Annotated in this window: 17 protein-coding genes; 9 read left to right on the forward strand and 8 right to left on the reverse strand. The window is 66.5% G+C overall.

All coding sequences use genetic code 11. The features are described 5' to 3' along the window. Window position 1: 1 nt before the first annotated feature. Complete coding sequence (locus ACNFBT_RS15500; RefSeq protein WP_416750738.1) at window positions 2-463, reverse strand: thermonuclease family protein; 462 nt, start codon at window positions 461-463, stop codon at window positions 2-4. Window positions 464-522: 59 nt separating this feature from the next. Then, a complete protein-coding gene (locus ACNFBT_RS15505; protein ID WP_416750739.1) occupies window positions 523-1,515 on the reverse strand; it encodes an aldo/keto reductase in 993 nt (330 codons plus the stop codon). 115 nt (window positions 1,516-1,630) lie between these two features. Here ACNFBT_RS15505 and ACNFBT_RS15510 point away from each other — a divergent pair, with 115 nt between their 5' ends. The 6 genes from ACNFBT_RS15510 to ACNFBT_RS15535 all read left to right on the forward strand — a co-directional run bounded on the left by ACNFBT_RS15510 (window position 1,631) and on the right by ACNFBT_RS15535 (window position 12,400). Then, window positions 1,631-2,530 carry a LysR family transcriptional regulator gene (locus ACNFBT_RS15510; RefSeq protein WP_416750741.1) on the forward strand — a complete coding sequence of 300 codons (900 nt, stop codon included), beginning with the start codon at window positions 1,631-1,633 and terminating at the stop codon, window positions 2,528-2,530. Between the two features lie 160 nt (window positions 2,531-2,690). Next, window positions 2,691-3,191: a thiol peroxidase gene (tpx, locus tag ACNFBT_RS15515; RefSeq protein ID WP_371226394.1), complete on the forward strand. Its 501-nt coding sequence runs from the start codon at window positions 2,691-2,693 to the stop codon at window positions 3,189-3,191. A gap of 197 nt (window positions 3,192-3,388) precedes the next feature. Beyond that, window positions 3,389-4,702 carry an MdtA/MuxA family multidrug efflux RND transporter periplasmic adaptor subunit gene (locus ACNFBT_RS15520; protein WP_416750743.1) on the forward strand — a complete coding sequence of 438 codons (1,314 nt, stop codon included), beginning with the start codon at window positions 3,389-3,391 and terminating at the stop codon, window positions 4,700-4,702. Next, entirely contained in the window at window positions 4,699-7,821 is a 3,123-nt protein-coding gene (locus ACNFBT_RS15525) for an MdtB/MuxB family multidrug efflux RND transporter permease subunit (protein ID WP_416750744.1), read from the forward strand. Before ACNFBT_RS15520 ends, ACNFBT_RS15525 begins: the two co-directional genes overlap by 4 nt. Beyond that, window positions 7,821-10,931: a multidrug efflux RND transporter permease subunit gene (locus ACNFBT_RS15530; RefSeq protein WP_416750746.1), complete on the forward strand. Its 3,111-nt coding sequence runs from the start codon at window positions 7,821-7,823 to the stop codon at window positions 10,929-10,931. The genes ACNFBT_RS15525 and ACNFBT_RS15530 overlap by 1 nt, the downstream gene beginning before the upstream one ends. Continuing rightward, window positions 10,928-12,400, forward strand: a complete 1,473-nt coding sequence (locus ACNFBT_RS15535) for an efflux transporter outer membrane subunit (RefSeq protein ID WP_416750748.1) — start codon at window positions 10,928-10,930, stop codon at window positions 12,398-12,400. Before ACNFBT_RS15530 ends, ACNFBT_RS15535 begins: the two co-directional genes overlap by 4 nt. A 6-nt stretch (window positions 12,401-12,406) precedes the next feature. Here the strand turns inward: ACNFBT_RS15535 and ACNFBT_RS15540 are convergent, their stop codons facing one another. The 5 genes from ACNFBT_RS15540 to ACNFBT_RS15560 all read right to left on the reverse strand — a co-directional run bounded on the left by ACNFBT_RS15540 (window position 12,407) and on the right by ACNFBT_RS15560 (window position 15,240). Beyond that, window positions 12,407-12,700: a hypothetical protein gene (locus ACNFBT_RS15540; RefSeq protein ID WP_416750750.1), complete on the reverse strand. Its 294-nt coding sequence runs from the start codon at window positions 12,698-12,700 to the stop codon at window positions 12,407-12,409. Window positions 12,701-12,738: 38 nt separating this feature from the next. Next, window positions 12,739-13,335 (reverse strand): C40 family peptidase, encoded by a 597-nt coding sequence (locus ACNFBT_RS15545; protein WP_416750751.1) that lies wholly within the window; start codon window positions 13,333-13,335, stop codon window positions 12,739-12,741. A 145-nt stretch (window positions 13,336-13,480) separates the two neighbouring features. After that, window positions 13,481-14,065 carry a C40 family peptidase gene (locus ACNFBT_RS15550; protein ID WP_416750753.1) on the reverse strand — a complete coding sequence of 195 codons (585 nt, stop codon included), beginning with the start codon at window positions 14,063-14,065 and terminating at the stop codon, window positions 13,481-13,483. Window positions 14,066-14,185: 120 nt separating this feature from the next. Continuing rightward, window positions 14,186-14,509 carry an antibiotic biosynthesis monooxygenase family protein gene (locus ACNFBT_RS15555; protein ID WP_416750755.1) on the reverse strand — a complete coding sequence of 108 codons (324 nt, stop codon included), beginning with the start codon at window positions 14,507-14,509 and terminating at the stop codon, window positions 14,186-14,188. Next, window positions 14,506-15,240: a glutamine amidotransferase-related protein gene (locus tag ACNFBT_RS15560; protein ID WP_416750757.1), complete on the reverse strand. Its 735-nt coding sequence runs from the start codon at window positions 15,238-15,240 to the stop codon at window positions 14,506-14,508. The genes ACNFBT_RS15555 and ACNFBT_RS15560 overlap by 4 nt, the downstream gene beginning before the upstream one ends. An 85-nt stretch (window positions 15,241-15,325) precedes the next feature. On the opposite strand from ACNFBT_RS15560, the gene ACNFBT_RS15565 reads away from it, so the two are divergent. Beyond that, window positions 15,326-16,237 (forward strand): LysR family transcriptional regulator, encoded by a 912-nt coding sequence (locus tag ACNFBT_RS15565; protein WP_416750758.1) that lies wholly within the window; start codon window positions 15,326-15,328, stop codon window positions 16,235-16,237. Window positions 16,238-16,291: 54 nt separating this feature from the next. Here ACNFBT_RS15565 and ACNFBT_RS15570 read toward each other — a convergent pair whose 3' ends face one another. Further along, window positions 16,292-16,666, reverse strand: coding sequence for a hypothetical protein (locus ACNFBT_RS15570; RefSeq protein ID WP_416750760.1), 375 nt, complete (start codon window positions 16,664-16,666; stop codon window positions 16,292-16,294). A gap of 235 nt (window positions 16,667-16,901) precedes the next feature. On the opposite strand from ACNFBT_RS15570, the gene ACNFBT_RS15575 reads away from it, so the two are divergent. Together ACNFBT_RS15575 and ACNFBT_RS15580 are read left to right on the forward strand one after the other, a co-directional pair. Continuing rightward, complete coding sequence (locus ACNFBT_RS15575; RefSeq protein WP_416750762.1) at window positions 16,902-17,219, forward strand: I78 family peptidase inhibitor; 318 nt, start codon at window positions 16,902-16,904, stop codon at window positions 17,217-17,219. A gap of 415 nt (window positions 17,220-17,634) precedes the next feature. Beyond that, window positions 17,635-20,010: a type VI secretion system Vgr family protein gene (locus ACNFBT_RS15580; RefSeq protein ID WP_416750764.1), complete on the forward strand. Its 2,376-nt coding sequence runs from the start codon at window positions 17,635-17,637 to the stop codon at window positions 20,008-20,010. Window positions 20,011-20,091: the final 81 nt, after the last annotated feature.

Genomic DNA, 20,091 nt, shown 5'->3' on the forward strand with positions numbered 1-20,091 from the left:
CTCAGCGGGCGCGCCACAGGCCGATACGTCGCGCCCTTGCTTCCTGCTCTTCGAATTCGTACTGGCCTTTCTCTTCGGCCGTCTGCTCATCCGTCTGTCGCCAGTGCGCCAGGCCGACGCTCAACAGCACCCGGCCGGCGTCCAGCGTCTGGCCGCAGCCGGGACAGTCGGCCGGCTCGACCCAGACCGCCGCGCGCAGCGATCCGTCCACCTCACGTTGTGCTGCGCGCAGGTTGGCGGTCTTGCCCAGCGTGAGTCGTTGCAGAGTTTCGCGGGCGCGCTCGCCGAAGGGTTGATCGGGTGTGGGGGCGTCGATGCCGCGCAGGCGAATGGTCAGGGGTGCGCCGCCACTGGTCTGGCAACTGAGCCGATCACCGCTGTGAACGGCGGTGATCCGGCAGTCTTCCTGCGCCAGCGCGGCGCAGGACAGGGTCATCAACAGCAGGGCGGGAATCCGTCGCATGGGGCCTCCATCAAGGGAACGCCAGCATAACCGCTGGCGTTCGCTGGCAGGGCGCCGGCTCACTGGATCAGGCGCATGACCTCTTCGCTGTAGCGCCCGCCGGCAGCGGCGCCGGCGGGGAAGATGGCGTCGATCCCGGCCAGTTCGTCCGCGCTGAGTTCCAGCGCCACGGCGGCGACGTTCTCCTCCAGGTACTTGCGCTGCTTGGTACCCGGAATCGGCACCAGATGCTCGCCCTGCGCCAGTACCCAGGCTAGCGCCAGCTGCGACGGCTTTACTCCGCGCTCTGCCGCCAGTTCGCCGATTTTTCCCACCAGTTGCAGGTTCTTCGCGAAGTTTTCCCCGGTGAAGCGCGGGCTGAAGCGGCGGTAGTCATCCTCGGCGAAGTCTTCGGGGCTCTGCAGCGCGCCGGTGAGGAAGCCGCGTCCCAGCGGGCTGTAGGGGACGAAGCCGATGCCCAGGCGGCGGCAGGCTTCCAGCACGCCGTTTTCCTCCGGATCGCGGGTCCACAGCGAGTATTCGCTTTGCAGGGCGGTGATCGGGTGGACCTTGTGGGCGCGCTCCAGGGTGTCGGCCGAGGCTTCGCTCAGACCCAGGTAGCGCACCTTGCCGGCCCGCACCAGCTCGGCCATGGCGCCTACGGTTTCCTCGATGGGCACCGTGGGGTCGACGCGGTGCTGGTAGTAGAGGTCGATGTGGTCGGTACCCAGGCGTTTCAGGCTGCCTTCCACGGCTTGCCGCACATACTCCGGCCGCCCATTGGTCCCCCGGCTCGCGGGCTGGTCGGGGTTGCGCACCAGGCCGAACTTGGTGGCGAGGAAAATCTGCCCGCGCTTGCCTTTCAATGCCCGGCCGAGCAGTTCCTCGTTGGTGTGCGGGCCGTAGACGTCGGCGGTGTCGAGGAGCGTGACGCCCAGTTCCAGGGCGTGGTGCAGGGTGGCGATGGACTCCTTCTCGTCGATGCCGGTGGTATAGAAGTCGGACATGCCCATGCAGCCGAGGCCGATGGCGGAAACGCTGGGGCCCTGCGGGCCGAGGCGGCGGGTTTTCATGCTCAGTTCTCCGGGAAGTGGGGAAGCGGATTCATTCTTGTTGTTTGGCGTGCATGGATAAACCGGCTGATTACGGTTTAACTATTTGGCTGAAATGAATAATCGGAGCTTCGTCATGGACCGCTTGCAGGCCATGCAGGTGTTCACCCGCATCGTCGAACTCAAGGCCTTCGGCAAGGCGGCGGACAGCCTGCAGCTGCCGCGCGCCAGCGTGACCCAGTTGATCCAGCAGCTGGAGTCGCACCTGGGCGTACAGTTGCTGCGCCGTACCACGCGCCAGGTCAGCGTCACTGCCGACGGCCAGGCCTATTACGAGCGCTGCGTGCGGCTGCTGGAGGACCTGGAGGAGGCGGAAAGCTGTTTCTCCGAGTCGCCGGACAACCCGCGCGGCAAGCTGCGGGTCGACCTGCTCAGCTCGCTGGGGCGGCTGGTGGTGATCCCGGCGCTGCCGGCGTTCTGCCGCCGCTATCCGCAAATCGAGCTGGAACTGAGCCTCAACGACCGCCAGGTGGACCTGGTGCGCGAGGGCGTGGATTGCGTACTGCGCGGGGGTGATCTGCCTGACTCCAGCCTGGTGGGGCGGCGTATTGCCGAGCTGGAGCAGCTCACCTGCGTGAGCCGCTCGTACCTTGAGGAATATGGCGTGCCGGAGCATCCGGATCGGCTGGCCGGGCATCTGGCGGTGAATTACCAGTCGGCGTCCAGCGGACGCATCTTCGACCTGGAGTTCGGCTTCGATTCGGGGCTGCGTACCACTCGATTACCGAGTCGGATCACGGTGAATAATGCTGATGCCTATATCGCCGCTTGCCGCGCCGGTTTCGGGCTGATCCAGGCGCCGCGCTATCATCTGTGCGATGGGCTGGCCAGCGGTGAGCTGGTGGAGGTGTTGGAGGCCTGGCGTCCGCCGCCGCTGGCGTTGAGCGTGCTGTATCCGGTGCGGCGGCAGATGTCGCGGCGGTTGCGGGTGTTTTCCGATTGGCTGGCGCAGTTGTTCGCCGGGCAGAATGGGTGACAGCTCAACTGTCACTGCCGTGTTCCCGACGGGAAATCCTCCGCATATCCGAGCGTTCCGCTAGGGCAAGTCGTGCTAGGATTTGCCCCCCGGCCCCGATTCCTCGGGCGGTGTTGGCACTCCGCCAACGCTGCCACCCCTCACCAGAAGGATCCAAGCAATGGCTCAAGTCACCCTCAAGGGCAATCCGGTTTCCGTCGATGGCAAGCTGCCGCAGAAAGGCGAACAGGCTCCGGCCCTCAAGCTGGTCGCTGGCGACCTTTCCGACGTCACCCTGGAAACCTACGCCGGCAAGCGCAAGGTGCTGAACATCTTCCCCAGCGTCGACACCCCGACCTGCGCCACCTCCGTGCGCAAGTTCAACGCCGAGGCGAGCAAGCTGGCCAACACCGTGGTGCTGTGCGTTTCCGCCGACCTGCCGTTCGCCCAGGCGCGCTTCTGCGGCGCCGAAGGCCTGGAGAACGTGGTCAACCTGTCCACCCTGCGTGGCCGTGAGTTCCTCGCCAACTACGGTGTGGCCATCTCCAGCGGTCCGCTGGTTGGCCTGGCTGCCCGCGCCGTCGTGGTGCTGGACGAGCAGAACAAGGTGCTGCACAGCGAGCTGGTCGGTGAAATCGCCGACGAGCCGAACTACGCCGCCGCCATCGCTGCCCTCAGCTGATGTCGAACCGGGCCGACCTGCAAGGTCGGCCCGGCTGGTCGGAACCCTTCCGACCGATCCGGGGCGCAACGTCCTGGAAAATTCGTAACCTCCGGTAAATCAAAGGTAAATAGCGGGTAAAGAGACTTTGCCTGCGGCCTCGCTGTGCTTATCGTTCAGCCTCGCTATCCTCTTTTCTTTTCGCCATGACGACGACCATGACCCCAAGCAATGGAACGCCCTCCAAACTCCGCACCCTGCGCCCCTGGCTCTTCACCGCGATCATCTTCGCCGGTGTGGTAGGGCTGATCATGTGGCTGCATTCGACGTCCAGCGGGGCGCCGGCAGCCCTGGGCGGTGGGCGTGGCGGGCGGCCAAGCCCGGGGCAGATGGCGGCGGGGCAGGGCAGTGCGGTGACCGTCAGCGTCGCGCCTGCGGTCAAGGGCGACCTGCCGGTGCATTACCACGCCCTCGGTACCGTCACGGCCTACAACACGGTCAACGTCCGGGCGCGGGTCAGCGGCCAGCTGGTGAAGGTGCCGTTCCAGGAAGGTCAGGAAGTGAAGGCTGGCGACGTGCTCGCGGTGATCGACCCGCGTCCGTTCCAAGCCGCGCTGGACCAGGCCCAGGGCACCCTGCTGCAGAACCAGGCGCAACTGAAGAACGCGCAGATCGACCTCGCGCGCTACAAGGGCCTGTATGCCGAGGATTCCATCGCCAAGCAGACCCTGGATACCCAGGAAGCCCTGGTGCGCCAGTACGAAGGCACGCTGAAGACCAACCAGGGCCAGGTCGCCGACGCCAAGCTCAACCTCGAATTCACCCAGGTGCGCGCACCCATCTCCGGCCGCGTCGGCCTGCGCCAGGTGGACGTGGGCAACCTGGTCACCTCCGGCGACACCACGCCGCTGGTGGTGATCACCCAGGTCAAGCCGATCTCCGTGGTGTTCAGCCTGCCGCAGCAGCAGCTCGGCACCATCGCCCGCGAGCTTTACGGCAACAAGCCGGTGCCGGTCCAGGCGCTGGACCGTAACCAGAACCAGACCCTCGCCAGCGGTGTGCTCAAGACCCTGGACAACCAGATCGACACCACCACCGGCACGGTCAAGCTCAAGGCCGGTTTCGAGAACGACGACCACAAGCTGTTCCCCAACCAGTTCGTCAACGTCCGCCTGCTCGCCGAGACCCTGCAGGGCGTGCTCACCATCCCGGCCAACGCCGTGCAGCGTGGCAACGACGGCACCTACGTCTACAAGGTGGGCGAGGAGACCAAGGCCGCGCGCCAACTGGTCACCCTGGGCACCAGCGAGGGCGAGCGGGTGGTGGTCACCGAGGGCCTGAAGGAGGGCGACCGGGTGGTCGTCGAAGGCACCGACCGCCTGCGCGACGGCATGCGCATGAACATCGTCGCCTCCGACGAGAAGGCCCGCGCCGCCGCCAGCCAGGACGGCGACAAGTCCACCGCCAAGCCGTTCGGTTCGGGCAATTCCGTCCAGAGCAGCCCGGCCCAGGACAGCGGTAAGAGCGAATGAACCCGTCACGCCTGTTCATCCTGCGGCCGGTCGCCACCACGCTGTTGATGGTGGCGATCCTGCTGTCGGGGATCATCGCCTATCGCTTCCTGCCGATCTCGGCGCTGCCGGAGGTGGACTACCCGACCATCCAGGTGGTGACCCTGTATCCCGGCGCCAGCCCGGACATCATGACCTCGTCCGTGACCGCGCCACTGGAGAACCAGCTGGGGCAGATTCCCGGCCTCAACGAGATGTCCTCCACCAGTTCCGGCGGCGCCTCGGTGATCACCCTGCAGTTCAGCCTGCAGGTGAACCTGGATGTGGCCGAGCAGGAAGTGCAGGCGGCGATCAACACCGCGCAGAGCCTGCTGCCCAAGGACCTGCCGAACCAGCCGGTGTACAGCAAGGTGAACCCGGCGGACGCGCCGATCCTGACCCTGGCGGTGATGTCCACGGACATGCCGCTGCCGCAGATCCAGGACCTGGTGGACACCCGGCTTGCGCAGAAGATCTCGCAGATTTCCGGCGTCGGCCTGGTCAGCATCAGCGGCGGCCAGCGCCCGGCGGTGCGCATCCGCGCCAACCCCGCGGCCCTGGCCTCGGCCGGCCTGAGCCTGCAGGACCTGCAGAGCACCGTCACCAACAACAACCTCAACGGTCCCAAGGGCAGCTTCGACGGCCCGAGCCGTTCCTCGACCCTGGACGCCAACGACCAGCTCAAGTCCGCCGACGCCTACCGCGACCTGATCATCGCCTACAAGAACGGCTCGCCGCTGCGCGTGCGTGACGTGGCCAGCGTCGAAGACGATGCCGAGAACGTGCGCCTGGCCGCCTGGGCCAACACCTCGCCGGCGGTGGTGCTGAACATCCAGCGCCAGCCGGGAGCCAACGTCATCGAGGTGGTGGACAGCATCAAGCAGATGCTCCCGCAACTGCAGGCGAACCTGCCGGGCAGCCTCGAAGTGACGGTGCTCACCGACCGCACCACGACCATCCGTGCCTCGGTCGCGGACGTGCAGTTCGAGCTGCTGCTCGCTGTCTGCCTGGTGGTGATGGTCACCTTCCTGTTCCTGCGCAACATCTCCGCCACCCTGATCCCCAGCTTCGCCGTACCGCTGTCGCTGATCGGCACCTTCGGCGTGATGTATCTGGCGGGCTTCTCGATCAACAACCTGACGCTGATGGCGCTGACCATCGCCACCGGTTTCGTGGTGGACGACGCCATCGTCATGGTGGAGAACATCGCCCGCTACCTGGAACAGGGCGACTCGCCGCTGGATGCCGCGCTCAAGGGCTCCAAGCAGATCGGCTTCACCATCATCTCGCTGACCTTCTCGCTGATCGCCGTGCTGATCCCGCTGCTGTTCATGGGCGATGTGGCGGGGCGGCTGTTCCGCGAGTTCGCCATCACACTGGCGGTGGCCATCCTGATTTCCGGCTTCGTCTCCCTGACCCTGACGCCGATGCTCAGCGCCAAGCTGCTGCGGCACGTCGAGCCGGAGCAGGAGGGGCGCTTCGCCCGTGCCGCCGGGCGCTTCATCGAGCACATGATCGAGCGCTACGCCGCCGCCCTGCGCGTGGTCCTGCGCCACCAGGGGCTGACCCTGCTGGTGGCCGTCGCCACCCTGGCGTTCACTGCGCTGCTCTATGTGGTCATGCCCAAGGGCTTCTTCCCGGTGCAGGACACCGGGGTGATCCAGGGCATCGCCGAGGCGCCGCAGTCGATTTCCTTCCAGGCCATGGCGGGCCGCCAGCAGGACCTGGCCAAGGTGGTGCTGCAGGACCCGGCCGTGGAAAGCCTGTCGTCCTTCATCGGCGTCGACGGCAGCAACGCCACGCTCAACACCGGGCGCCTGCTGATCAACCTCAAGCCCCACGCCGAGCGCGACGTCACCGCCAGCGAAGTGATCCAGCGCCTGCAGCCTGAGCTGGACAAGGTTCCCGGCATCCGCCTGTACCTGCAGCCAGTGCAGGACCTGACCATCGAAGACCGCGTCGCCCGCACCCAGTACCAGTTCACCCTGCAGGACGCCGACCCCGAGGTGCTCGCCGAGTGGGTGCCGAAACTGGTGGATCACCTGGAACAGTTGCCGGAGCTGGTCGACGTCGCCAGCGACTGGCAGGACAAGGGCCTGCAGGCTTACATCAACATCGACCGCGACACCGCCTCGCGCCTGGGCGTGAGCCTGTCGAGCATCGACAGCGTGCTGTACAACGCCTTCGGCCAGCGGCTGATCTCCACCATCTTCACCCAGGCCACCCAGTACCGCGTGGTGCTGGAGGTGGCGCCGCAATTCCAGATCGGCCCGCAGTCGCTGGACAATCTCTACGTGCCCGCCAGCGACGGCACCCAGGTGCGCCTGTCGAGCCTGGCGAAGGTCGAGGAGCGCCACACCCTGCTGGCGGTCAACCACATCGCCCAGTTCCCGGCCGCGACCGTCTCCTTCAACCTGGCCAAGGGCGTCGCCCTGGGCGAGGCGGTGCAGGCGATCCGTGGCGTCGAATCGCAGATGGACTTGCCGATGAGCCTGCAAGGCAGCTTCCGCGGCGCGGCGCAGGCGTTCGAGTCGTCGCTGTCGAACACCCTGCTGCTGGTGCTGGCGTCCATCGTCACCATGTACATCGTGCTGGGCATCCTCTACGAGAGCTTCATCCACCCGGTGACCATCCTTTCCACGCTGCCCTCGGCGGGCGTGGGCGCGCTGCTGGCGCTGATGCTGGCGGGGCAGGACATCGGCATCGTGGCGATCATCGGCATCATCCTGCTGATCGGCATCGTCAAGAAGAACGCGATCATGATGATCGACTTCGCCCTGGACGCCGAACGCAACGAGGGCAAGCCGCCCCATGAGGCCATCTACCAGGCGTGCCTGCTGCGTTTCCGGCCGATCCTGATGACCACCCTGGCGGCATTGCTCGGCGCGCTGCCGCTGATGCTCGCCGGCGGCGCCGGCGCCGAGCTGCGCCAGCCGCTGGGCGTGACCATGGTCGGCGGCCTGCTGCTGAGCCAGTTGCTGACCCTGTTCACCACGCCGGTGATCTACCTGTACTTCGACCGCCTTGCTGCGCGCTGGGCCGCTTGGCGCGGCCGCCATGGGCTGGACGTGAACAGCATCGATCCGGCGGAAAGATCCTGATGAATCTCTCGCGCCCGTTCATCCTGCGCCCGGTCGCCACCAGCCTGCTGACCCTGGCGCTGATGCTGGCCGGCATCCTGTCTTTCGGCTTGCTGCCGGTGGCGCCGCTGCCCAACGTGGACTTCCCCACCATCCTGGTGCAGGCGGCGATGCCCGGCGCCAGCCCGGAGACCATGGCGTCCACCGTGGCGACGCCACTGGAGCGCGCGCTGGGGCGTATCGCCGGGATCACCGACATGACCTCCAGCAGCTCCCTGGGCAACACCACCATCATCGTGCAATTCGACCTGTCCAAGGACATCGACGGCGCCGCGCGCGAGGTGCAGTCGGCGATCAACGCGGCGGCGAGCCTGCTGCCCACCGGCATGCCGAACAACCCGACGTACCGCAAGGCGAACCCGTCGGACATGCCGATCATGATCCTCACCCTGACCTCGGATACCTATTCCCGTGGGCAGATGTACGACCTCGCCTCGACCATCGTCTCGCCCAAGCTCTCGCAGGTGAAGGGCGTGGGCCAGGTGAGCATTGGCGGCTCCTCGCTGCCGGCGGTGCGGGTCGACGTCAACCCGGACCTGCTCAGCCAGTACGGCATTTCCCTGGACAACGTGCGCACCGCCATCGACAACACCAATGCCGACGGGCCGAAAGGCTCGCTGGAGTTCGGCGGGCGGCACTGGCAGGTGGACTCCAACGACCAGTTGCGCAGGGCCAGCGAATACGCGCCGCTGATCGTCCACTACAACGCCGGGACCGGCGCGGCGGTGCGCCTGAAGGATGTGGCGAAGGTTTCCGACTCGGTGGAGGACGTGCGCAACGCCGGCTTCTCCGACAACCTGCCGGCGGTGCTGCTGATCATCACCCGCCAGCCGGGCGCCAACATCATCGAGGCCACCGACGCCATCCACGCGCAGTTGCCGATCATCCAGGACGTGCTCGGCCCACAGGTGAAGCTGTCGGTGATGGACGACCGCAGCCCGTCGATCCGCGCCTCCCTGGACGAAGCCGAGCTGACCCTGATCATCTCGGTGATGCTGGTGATCCTGGTGGTCTACCTGTTCCTGCGCAACGGCCGCGCCACGCTGATCCCCAGCCTCGCGGTGCCGGTGTCGCTGGTGGGCACCTTCGCCGTCATGTACCTGTGCGGCTTCTCGCTGAACAACCTGTCGCTGATGGCGCTGATCATCGCCACCGGCTTCGTGGTGGACGACGCCATCGTGGTCGTAGAGAACATCGCCCGGCGCATCGAGGAGGGTGACCCGCCGCTGAAGGCGGCCATTCGCGGTGCGCGGGAGGTGAGCTTCACCGTGCTGTCGATGACTCTGTCGCTGGTGGCGGTGTTCATTCCGCTGCTGCTGATGGGCGGCATCACCGGGCGGCTGTTCCGTGAGTTCTCGGTGACCCTGGCGGCGGCCATCCTGGTTTCGCTGGTGGTATCCCTGACCCTGACGCCAATGCTCTGCGCGCGGCTGCTCAAACCCATCGAGCGACCGCAGAAGGCTTCGGTGGCGCGGCAGAGCAACCGCTACTTCGTCGCCTTCATGCTGCGCTACCGCGCCAGCCTCAGCTGGGCGCTGGCGCACTCGCGGCTGATGGTGGTGATCATGCTGGGCTGCATCGCGCTGAACGTCTATCTGTTTGTGGTGGTGCCCAAGGGCTTCCTGCCGCAGCAGGACTCCGGGCGGCTGCGCGGTTTCGCGGTGGCCGACCAGAGCATCTCGTTCCAGGCGCTGGACCAGAAGATGGCCGAGTTTCGCACCATCCTCTCCGCCGATCCGGGCGTGGAGAACGTGGTGGGCTTCGTCGGCGGCGGCAAGTGGCAGTCGAGCAACACCGGCTCCTTCTTCGTCACCCTCAAGGACATCGGCGAGCGTGATTCGGCGGAGGTCATCGTCAACCGCCTGCGCAAGCAACTGGCGAAGATTCCCGGCGCCACGCTGTACCTGCAGGCCGGCCAGGACGTGCGCATCGGCGGCCGGCAGAGCAACGCCCAGTACGAATTCACCCTGCGCAGTGACGACCTGGCGCTGCTGCGCGAATGGGGGCCCAAGGTCGAGGCGGTGCTGAACAAGGTGCCGCAGCTGGTGGACGTCAACAGCGACGCCCAGGACAAGGGCGTGCAGAGCCGCCTGGTGATCGACCGCGACCGCGCCGCCAGCCTCGGGGTCAACGTCGCCGACGTGGACGCCGTGCTGAACAACTCCTACGGCCAGCGCCAGGTGTCGACCATCTTCAACCCGCTGAACCAGTACCACGTGGTGATGGAGGTGGACCAGCCGTACCAGGAGTCGCCGGAAGAGCTGCGCCAGGTCTACGTGATCGGCAGCGACGGGCAGCGCGTGCCGCTGTCGGCCTTCACCCATGTGGAGCCCAGCCGCGCGCCGCTGACGGTCAACCACCAGGGGCAGTTCGCCGCGACCACCTTCTCCTTCAACCTGGCGCCCGGCGCATTGATCGGCCCGGCCCGCGACGCGGTGATGGCGGCGCTGGAACCGCTGCACCTGCCCATCGACATCCAGGCCACCTTCGAGGGCAACGCCGGGGCGGTGCAGGACACCCAGAACAACATGCCCTGGCTGATCCTGCTGGCGCTGGTGTCGGTGTACATCGTGCTCGGCATCCTCTACGAGAGTTATGTGCACCCGCTGACCATCCTCTCGACGCTGCCTTCCGCCGGCGTGGGCGCGCTGCTGACGCTGATGCTGTTCCGCACCGAGCTGTCGCTGATCGCCCTGATCGGGGTGATCCTGCTGATCGGCATCGTGAAGAAGAACGCCATCATGATGATCGACTTCGCCCTCGACGCCGAACGCACCCTCGGGCTGTCGCCGCGCGACGCGATCCTGGAAGCCTGCATGAAGCGCTTCCGGCCGATCATGATGACCACCCTGGCCGCCATCCTCGGCGCGCTGCCACTGATCTTCGGCGTCGGCGGCGATGCCGCGCTGCGCCGCCCGCTGGGCATGACCATCGTCGGCGGCCTGATCGGCAGCCAGTTGCTGACCCTGTACACCACCCCCGTCGTCTACCTCTACCTCGATCGCCTGCGCCACTGGGTCAACCAGAAGCGCGGCGTGCGCACCGACGGCGCCCTGGAGACACCCGTATGATCCGTTCCCGTTCTCTTCTCCCATTGGCGCTGGCCGTGGCCCTGGCCGGTTGCGCCATCGGCCCGGACTACCAGCGCCCCGAGCTGACGGTCCCCGCCAGCTTCAAGGAGGGCGAGGGCTGGCAACTGGCCAAGCCGCAGGACGGCTTCAACCACGGCGCCTGGTGGGAGCTGTACGGTGACGCCACGCTGAATGACCTGCAGACCCGCCTGGTCGCCGCCAACCAGACCCTGGCGCAGTCCGTCGCGTCCTACCGCCAGGCCCAGGCGCTGGCCAAGGGTGCGCGCGCCTCGTTCTTCCCGACCATCAGCGCCGATGCCGGCAAGACGCGTTCGGGCCAGGGCACCGGCAGCGGCGGCAGCGTGCGCCTGCCGGATGGCTCCACCGTGGCCAGCGGCAGTGGCGGCGGCATCTCCAACAGCTACGACGCCAGCCTCGGTGTGAGCTGGGAGCTGGACCTGTGGGGCAAGCTGCGCCGCCAGCTGGAAGCCGACACCGCGAGCATGGACGCCAGCGCCGCGGACCTCGCCGCCTCGCGCCTGTCGCTGCAATCGGAGCTGACCCAGGACTACCTGCAACTGCGCGTGATGGACCGGCAGATCAAGCTGCTCAACGACACGGTGGTCGCCTATGAACGCTCGCTGAAACTCACCGAGAACCAGTACAACGCCGGCATCGTCACCAAGGCCGACGTGGCCCAGGCGCGCACCCAGCTGAAAAGTACCGAAGCCCAGGCCATTGACCTGAAGTACCAGCGCGCCCAGCTGGAGCACGCCATCGCCGTGCTGGTCGGCGTGCCGCCGGCGCAGTTCTCCCTGGCCGCCGTGGACGCCGTCCCCGCGCTGCCGCAGGTGCCGGTGCTGCTGCCGTCGGAGCTGTTGCAGCGTCGCCCGGACGTGGCGTCGGCCGAGCGCAAGGTGATCGCCGCCAACGCGCAGATCGGCGTGGCCAAGGCCGCCTGGTTCCCCGACCTGACCCTCACCGCCGCCGGCGGCTACCGCAGCGGCAGCTTCCAGAACTGGATCGAGACGCCGAACCGCTACTGGTCCATTGGCCCGCAGTTCGCCATGACCCTGTTCGACGGCGGCCTGATTGCCTCGCAGGTCGAGCAGGCCGAGGCCAGCTACGACCAGACCGTGGCCAGCTACCGGCAGACCGTGCTCGACAGCTTCCGCGAGGTGGAGGACTACATGGTCCAGCTCAAGGTGCTGGAAGAGGAGAGCGGCGTGCAGCAGGAAGCGCTGGATTCCGCCCGCGAAGCGCTGCGCCTGACCTTCAACCAGTACAAGGCCGGCACCATCGACTACAGCAATGTGGTAACCACCCAGACCACCGCGCTGTCCAACGAGCGCACCCTGCTGACCCTGCAGGGCAGCCGGCTGACCGCCAGCGTGCAGCTGATCGCCGCCCTGGGTGGCGGCTGGGATACGGCGAAGATCGCCGAGGAAGGCCAGGCGAAGCGCGACTGACGACGATCAGTCGTCGATCAGCGCGCTCAGCGGGATACGGAAGCGACTCTCGCCGTCGATCGACTTGATGCCGCGCGGCCTGGCGGTGCTGACCAGGGCGGTGCCCTCCATGCGCTCGAGCACCTCGCAGTCGATGCGGCCGACGGCGGGCAGTTGGTCGTCGTCGAGGTCCGTCTGGACCACCGAGCGGCGCTTGAGAAAACGCCAGTCGCGGCCTCCGGCATCGATCAGGCGGCATTCGGCCCAACCGGCGAAACACTCGTCGGTAAAACGTACTATTTCGACCATCAGGCTGGGCATCGTCGGGTTCTCGATCGGTTCGTGGGGGTGGCGGAGGATCAGCCGCGGAAGCGGCGAGCAGTGGTGAAACTGCGTTCCCAGTAACTGTTGGCCAGCGAATCCAGGCGAACGCGTTCGCCGGAGCTGGGCGCGTGGATGAACTGATCGTTGCCGATGTACAGCCCAACGTGGCTGGTGCGACCGCGGCCATTGTGATTGAAGAAGACGGCGTCGCCCGGTCGAAGTTCCTCACGATCGATGCGCAGGCCGCCGCTCTGGATCATCTCCCCGGTGGTGCGCGGCACCTTCAAGTCCGCTTCGGTGCGGAACAGGTAGACCAGCAGGCCGCTGCAGTCGAATCCGCCGGCCACCGAAGTGCCGCCGCGGCGGTAGGGAATGCCGACCAGCTGGCGGGCGCGGGCGACAACCCGGGAGTTGGTGCCGCGACGGCTGTCGTGCACGCCGCTCTGCAGGGGACGGGCGGCCGGCTGGTGCTGGCGGACCACATTGCGATTGATCGCCTTGGCATGGGTGCTACGCGACAGGCTGGCGACGGCCTTGTGGGCGTGGGCAGGTTTCGCGGTCTCCCTGGCCTCGCAAAGCGGGGCGGCGAGGGCAATCAACAGGGTCATGTTCAGGAGAAGAAACGGGCGCATGGTTCGTACATCGTGTGACGGCTGGTGAAACGGAGCGCTATCTTAGAAACCTCCCGGAATACGGGGATTGGGCGATACACCCAATCCGTGTAGGTCTTTTCCGATTCGAAGGCCTGGGGTGACTCGGGTTCATTTCCTTGCTGGCTCACCCGCTGAACCTTCGCGCCGTGGTGTAGCTGCGCTGCCAGTAGCCGTTGTCGAGCGAGTCGACACGGATGGTCTTGCCGGTGCTCGGCGCGTGGATGAAGCGCCGGTCACCGACGTACAGGCCGACGTGGCTGGCCTGGCCGCTGCCGTTGTGGTTGAAGAACACCGCATCGCCCGGACGCAGTTCATCCAGGTCCACTTCGTTGCTGCGCTGGGCGATCATCGATGCGGTGGTGCGCGGCAGCTGGCGATTGGCGATGCTGCTGTAGAGGTAGACCAGCAGGCCGCTGCAATCGAAACCTTCCTCCAGGCTCTCACCGCCCCAGCGATAGGGTTCGCCGATCAGCTCATGGGCGCGGGCGACGATGCGTTGGGTGTCGACGCTGCGTCGGACGTCGCCAGGCTTGTGCCCGGTCGCCGGGCGCGGCGGGCTGGGGCGGAAGGCCGGACGGATCAGTTGCCGCTCCAGCGTGTCGAGTTCGTAGCGACGCCAGGACGGCGCCTCGAAGTCGTCGGCCAGCGCAAGGCCGGGGGAGCAGGTGGCGCAAAGCAGGAGCGCGGGAAGCCAGTGGATGGGACGCACGTCGGTTCACCTCGCGGTGAGCAATCAGGACGGGCGTCATCCTAGGAATGGATAGGGAAGTCGAATGTAGGATTTTTCCACTGCCAATGAAGGCGTTTTCCACGAGGGACCAGCGGTCGTTCAGCGCTCGAATCCATAGGCGCGCTCGACCCGGCAGACCCGCACCTGGAAGGCGTCGTACCAGTCCTGCCGACCGCGCTGCCGGGCGCTGCGGTGCTCGAATACGTCCCGCCAGCGGCCGATGGCGGCTTCATCGCGCCAGTAGGACACCGTGATGCCGAGGCCGTCGGCACCCCGCGCGGATTCGACGCCGAGGAAACCCTCCTGCTCGGCGGCCAGCTCCAGCATGCGCGTCGCGGTGTCGGCGTAGCCCTCGTCCCGCTCGCTGCGCAGAGAGGTGAAGACCACGGCGTAGTAAGGCGGCTGGGGTGTGCTGGCGATCATGCGGGGCTCCCGACGCGGGTGGTTGAGTAGTGGAAGGCGGCGGCAAGGAAGGCCTGGGCCAGCGGTACGCCGACGCCAGCCAGCGCCTTGCGCTCGGGCTGGAACAGGGTGGCGAGGAAGAACGGGTGGTCGGTGGCCTCCAGCGCGCGGATGCTGCCGTCCTCACCATGGGCGCTGGCGCGTAGTGAGCTGCCGAACAGCGCGTCCTGGAACTCGGGGTTCACCCCGTAGCTGCAGCGATAGCCTTCACGGATGCTCGGCAGGCCGTAGATCGCGGCCAGTCGCGAGCCAGGGCTCAGCGCGATGGTTTCGCTGACCTCGACCAGCGAGCAGGGCAGGGCGTGGATCACCGGACGCCCGGCTTGCGGGTCGGTCTCGCCGTGGGCGGCGTCCTGCCAGCCGAGCACCTCACGGGCGCGCTCCAGCAGCGCGTGCTGGAAGCCGCCGCAGGTGCCGAGGAACGGAACCTGTTGTGTACGGGCGTAGGTTATGGCGCGCAGCGCGCCCTCGGTGTCGCGATAAGGGCTGCCGGGGATGCACCAGAAGCCGGCGTAGCGCTGCAGCGGCAAGCCGGCCGCCAGGCGCGGCGTATCCAGCCAGTCGATGCGCAGGGTGCCGTCGTGGGGCAGCAGCGACTGCTGCAGCGCCAGGGGAATCGCCCAGTGCGCAGTGACGCGACTGTCACGGTCGCCGATCAAGCCGATGCGCAGAACCTTGCGTTGCCGTCCCATGTTTCGCTCCCTTTTGCGCCGGGGCCCATTGGCGGGCCGATGGGAGCAATCTATAGTTGCGCTGGCGCAACCAAAATTGGCGGTTGTGCAATCTCGGAGTGCGTCTATGCAATATCGTCTCGAGTACGCCGATCTCGCCCTGGTGCTGGCGCTGGTGCGCGGCGGCAGCCTGGCCCGTGCGGCGGAGTTGCTGGACGTGGATGTCTCCACGGTATTCCGCGCCGTGCGCCGGCTGGAGAAGGCGCTGGGCACCGCGCTGTTCGAAAAGGGCCGTCACGGCTACCTGCCGACCGCCACCGCCCAGCAGGTCGCCAGCCAGGCCGAGCTGGCGGAGCAGGCGCTGGAGGCTGCGCGGCTAAGTCTGGAGCAGGGCCACGACGTGCTCAGCGGCACCGTGCGCCTGACCTGCTCCGACACCGTGCTGCAAGGCCTGCTGCTGCCGGCGCTGGCGCGCTTCATGAAGCGCTACCCGGCGTTGAACCTGGAGCTGACAACCTCCAACGCCTTCGCCAACCTCAGCCGCCGCGACGCCGACATCGCCCTGCGCCTGACGACATCGCCGCCGGAGCACCTGGTCGGACGTAACCTGGGCGACGTGCATTACGTCCTCTGCGCCCACCGTGACTACCTCGCCGAGCAGGGCAAGCGGCCCTGGCAGGAGATGAGCTGGATCGCGCCGGACGATTTCCTGCCCGATCACTCCAGCGTTGCCTGGCGCCGTCAGGCGTTCCCGGCGGTCGTCCCGGCCTATCGCTGCAACAGCATGCTCTCGGTGCTCGATCTGTGCCGCGCGGGCTTGGGGTTGGCGGCGTTGCCCGCCTTCCTGCTGCGCCCCGACGACGGCCTGCGGGTGCTGGAGGGGGAACTGCCGGGGTGCAGCACCCACCTGTGGTTGCTGACCCGCCCGGACTGCCGGGCACTGCGCGCGGTGGTGACGCTTTTCGAGGAGCTGGCCAGCAATCTGTTCCTGGACAAGCGGGCCGGGCGCCACGGGTAACGTTATCCCCGGAGCCGAAACGAAAGGCCCCGCGTGAAGCGGGGCCTGTGTGGTTTACCAGTGGCGATAGTGTCCCGGCGGACCGTAATAACCCGGTCCGTAGTAGCGGGGCGCGTAGTAGCGTGGACCGTAGTAGCGCGGCCCCGGCACCACCACGACCGGGCGGTAGACCGGTTGGTAGACCGGAACCGGCTGGTAGTACACCGGCGGTGGCGGCGGGTAGTAGGCCATCGGGGGCGGTGCGTAGTACGGTGCCGGAGGTGGTGCGTAGTAGGGGGCCGGAGAGGATCCGGCGACGATCGCCCCGCCGACCACGGCGCCGACTACCGCGCCAATGGCGGCGGCATCGCTGTTGCTGTTGGCCGTTGCCTGTCCGGCGAGGGCCAGGCAACCGCAGAGTACGGCGAACTGGGGAAGACGACGAAGCATGGTGTACCTCCTGGGGGCCCGGCAGGGAGCCCGATATCCATAAGACATCCGCCCGTGGAGATTGGTAAGGCCGTCCAGTGTAAAGGTTGTGTAAAAGGCGCCGCGCGGCTCTGCGCCGGGCCTTGCGTGCATCAGGTTGCAATACTTCAATGCCCCGCCCTGGGCGCCGGGCTGGTAAGGTGGCGCCCTCGTGCGTTTTACGCTTTTCACAAACTCAACATCAGGGAGACTTTCCATGCCCTTGAATCGAGTGACCCTGCTGTCGCTTTTCGCCGTGGCCGCGCTGGCCGGTTGCAGCGCCAAGGACACCTCGTCCGATGCTGCCTCGCCATCTCCGTCGGCACCGTCCGCCAGCTGCGATGCCAAGGCCGCGCAAGCGCTGATCGGCAAGATCATCGACCCGACCCTGACCGAGCAGGCCCGCCGCGATGCCGGCGCCAGCGTGGCGCGCGTGCTGCGCCCGCACCAGCCGGTCACCATGGAGTACAACTCCCAGCGTCTGAATATCGATGTGGACGATCGTCAGGTGGTGCAGCAGGTCAATTGCGGCTGATCCGCTGTCCTTGAAAAAGCCCCGCCAGTGCGGGGCTTTTTCGTTCATGAGGCCTGCAATCGCTTACGTGGCCGGCCGACTTCTACTGCGCGATTGCATCTGAAATCGCGATTGGACGACCAATGTCGAAGATTCCCCATTTCGCGCCGGAGTTTTCGAGCGGGCAGAAGGTAGGGTGAAGCCTATTTCTGTCAGGGCAAGTGCTTCAAATCCGTAGATGGGGTAGGAAAATTTCTTTTCACGCTTGAGGGAGTGGTTCCTGAGTATTGGTATCGCCCATGGTGCGCATTCTGTTCTGCATATCGCGTACTACAGGGATGCATCGCCATGTACAACGCTCCAGCCTCGTTTGTCGCTTCTGTAAATCGCATCGTTGGCATGTTCCGGGCCAAGCCAGGGGACAAGGAGGTCGGCGATGCTCAATGAAATCCGCCCCTTCTTCGACCACAGCCGCCACACGCTCTGGGTGCGCAACCTCGACGCCCCGCTCGACGTGCTCGCCTTCGTCGGCGAGGAGGCGCTGAGCCAACCGTTCGACTACCGCATTGAATTCACCTCGACGCAGAAGGACATCCCCGCCGACCAACTGCTTGGCCAGGACGCCCGCTTCAGCCTCTGCCCACCGCCCACGCCGGTGCCCTTCATCGGCATGCAGGTGCCACCGACCAAACCGTTGCGCACCTTGCACGGCGTGGTCACCCACTTCCGCCGCCTCGCCGGTTCCAACGACGAAGCCCGCTACGAGGTGACCCTGCAACCGCGCCTGGCGCTGCTCGGGCGCGGCCGGCAATACCGCATCTACCAGCACCAGTCGGTGCCGGAAATCGTCGAAGGCATCCTGCGCAGCCGGCACGACTTCGAAGGCCAGGACTTCTTTTTTGACCTCAAGCGCGAATACCCCAAGCGCGAACAGGTGATGCAGTACGGCGAAAGCGACCTGGCTTTCATCCAGCGCCTGCTCGCCGACATCGGCATCTGGTACCGCTTCACCGCCGACGAGCGCCTGAACATCGACGTGGTTGAGTTCCACGACGACCAGCGCAACTACCAGTTCGACGTCATCCTGCCGCTGCGCCCGCAGTCGGGCACCAGCAGCAGCGGGCAGGATGCCGTCTGGCAACTGCAATCCCACCACGGCGTGGTGGAAAAGAACCTCCATATCCGCGCCTACCACTACCGTGATGCCGGCGCCTACCTGGAAGGCGAAGTCGACCAGACCCGCGGCGACCCGACCACCTACGGCGAGGCCTTTCACTACGCCGAGCCCTACACGGTACTGGGCGACGCCATCGACCAGGCCGAAGACCTGCAAAGCGAGTCCGGCTACTTCTATGCCCGCCTGCGCCACGAGCGCTACCTCAACGACCACACCCGCCTCAGCGGCCACACCAGCAGCGCCGCCCTGGCCCCCGGTCAGGTGCTCAAGATTGATGGCGGCGCACCGGAGGCCTTCCGCCCCGGCGCGGTGATCTCCCACCTGCGCACCACCGCCGCACGGGATCGCAGCTTCGAGGCGACTTTCGACGCCATCCCCTACTCGGAAGCCGTCTGCTTCCGTCCACCGCTGCTGCCCAAGCCGATCATCGCCGGCACCATCCCCGCCCGCGTCACCAGCCCGCAGCCCAACGACCTCTATGGCCACATCGACATTGAAGGCCGCTACAAAGTTAATTTCTTATTTGATAGGGACACCTGGCCCGCCGGCCAGGAAAGCATGTGGCTGCGCCTGGCCCGGCCCTACGCCGGGGAAACCTACGGCCTGCACTTCCCGCTGATCCAGGGCACCGAAGTGGCCGTGGCCTTTTTCGAGGGCCAGATCGACAAGCCCTACATCGCTGCGACTCTCCACGACAGCCAGCACCCCGACCACGTCACCCTGAAAAACTACCAGCGCAACGTCCTGCGCACGCCCAGCAACAACAAGCTGCGCATGGAAGACCGGCGCGGCGAGGAACACATCAAGCTCAGCACCGAACACAGCGGCAAGAGCCAGCTCAACCTCGGGCATCTGGTGGATGCGCAGCGGCAGAAACGTGGCGAAGGCTTTGAGCTGCGCACCGATGGCTGGGGCGCCATCCGCAGCGGCAAGGGCGTGTTCATTTCCGCTGATGAGCAGCCACGCGCCCAAGGCCAGGTGCTGGCCATGCAGGAAGCTGTCGCCCGCCTCGAACAGGCCGGCGACGAGATGCAGAAGCTCTCCACCGATGCCGAGACCGCCAAGGCCGATCCGGCCCAGGTACAGGCGCAACTCGACCTGCTCAAGCAGGACCTGGAGCAGCTGAAATCCTCCGTCCTCCTGCTCAGTGCGCCCAAGGGCATCGCCCTCACCAGCGGCAACCACCTGCAACTGGCGGCGCAGCGCAACCTGATATTCAACGCCGGCAGTAATGCCGACATGAGCGTGGTGAAACGCCTGTTCATCGGCGTGGGTGAAGGGCTGAGCCTGTTCGTGCGCAAGCTCGGCATGAAGCTCATCGCCAACCAGGGCGCGGTACAGATTCAGGCACAGAACGACCGCATGGAACTGCTGGCGCGCCAGGCGTTGGACATCGTCAGCACCGAGGACGAAATCCACATCACCGCCAGGAAGAAGATCGTCCTCAATGCCGGCGGCACCTACATCACCCTCGACCCCTACTGCATCGAGTCCGGCACCCAGGGCGACTACCTGATCAAGTCCGCGCACTTCGATTTCCAGGGGCCGGCCAAGCAGCCCTTGGCGACTCCCGAACTGCCGCAACTCACCCAACACGAGAACAAATACCAGCAGATGACGGGCTACTCCGGCTGACCTCTGCCATCGCACAGGCAATACCAACCAAGGAGCGGAATCACCATGCTGAGCGCCTGAAGCTCAGGGCGCAGAAGGAGG

It is taken from the genome of Pseudomonas sp. NY15181 (genome assembly GCF_048068055.1).
Classification (GTDB): domain Bacteria; phylum Pseudomonadota; class Gammaproteobacteria; order Pseudomonadales; family Pseudomonadaceae; genus Pseudomonas.

Coding starts and splice junctions, on each gene's coding strand:
- ACNFBT_RS15500 (WP_416750738.1), bottom strand. CDS start 463: ATGCGACGGATTCCCGCCCTGCTGTTGATGACCCTGTCCTGCGCCGCG.
- ACNFBT_RS15505 (WP_416750739.1), bottom strand. CDS start 1,515: ATGAAAACCCGCCGCCTCGGCCCGCAGGGCCCCAGCGTTTCCGCCATC.
- ACNFBT_RS15510 (WP_416750741.1), top strand. CDS start 1,631: ATGGACCGCTTGCAGGCCATGCAGGTGTTCACCCGCATCGTCGAACTC.
- tpx (WP_371226394.1), top strand. CDS start 2,691: ATGGCTCAAGTCACCCTCAAGGGCAATCCGGTTTCCGTCGATGGCAAG.
- ACNFBT_RS15520 (WP_416750743.1), top strand. CDS start 3,389: ATGACCCCAAGCAATGGAACGCCCTCCAAACTCCGCACCCTGCGCCCC.
- ACNFBT_RS15525 (WP_416750744.1), top strand. CDS start 4,699: ATGAACCCGTCACGCCTGTTCATCCTGCGGCCGGTCGCCACCACGCTG.
- ACNFBT_RS15530 (WP_416750746.1), top strand. CDS start 7,821: ATGAATCTCTCGCGCCCGTTCATCCTGCGCCCGGTCGCCACCAGCCTG.
- ACNFBT_RS15535 (WP_416750748.1), top strand. CDS start 10,928: ATGATCCGTTCCCGTTCTCTTCTCCCATTGGCGCTGGCCGTGGCCCTG.
- ACNFBT_RS15540 (WP_416750750.1), bottom strand. CDS start 12,700: ATGCCCAGCCTGATGGTCGAAATAGTACGTTTTACCGACGAGTGTTTC.
- ACNFBT_RS15545 (WP_416750751.1), bottom strand. CDS start 13,335: ATGCGCCCGTTTCTTCTCCTGAACATGACCCTGTTGATTGCCCTCGCC.
- ACNFBT_RS15555 (WP_416750755.1), bottom strand. CDS start 14,509: ATGATCGCCAGCACACCCCAGCCGCCTTACTACGCCGTGGTCTTCACC.
- ACNFBT_RS15560 (WP_416750757.1), bottom strand. CDS start 15,240: ATGGGACGGCAACGCAAGGTTCTGCGCATCGGCTTGATCGGCGACCGT.
- ACNFBT_RS15570 (WP_416750760.1), bottom strand. CDS start 16,666: ATGCTTCGTCGTCTTCCCCAGTTCGCCGTACTCTGCGGTTGCCTGGCC.
- ACNFBT_RS15575 (WP_416750762.1), top strand. CDS start 16,902: ATGCCCTTGAATCGAGTGACCCTGCTGTCGCTTTTCGCCGTGGCCGCG.
- ACNFBT_RS15580 (WP_416750764.1), top strand. CDS start 17,635: ATGCTCAATGAAATCCGCCCCTTCTTCGACCACAGCCGCCACACGCTC.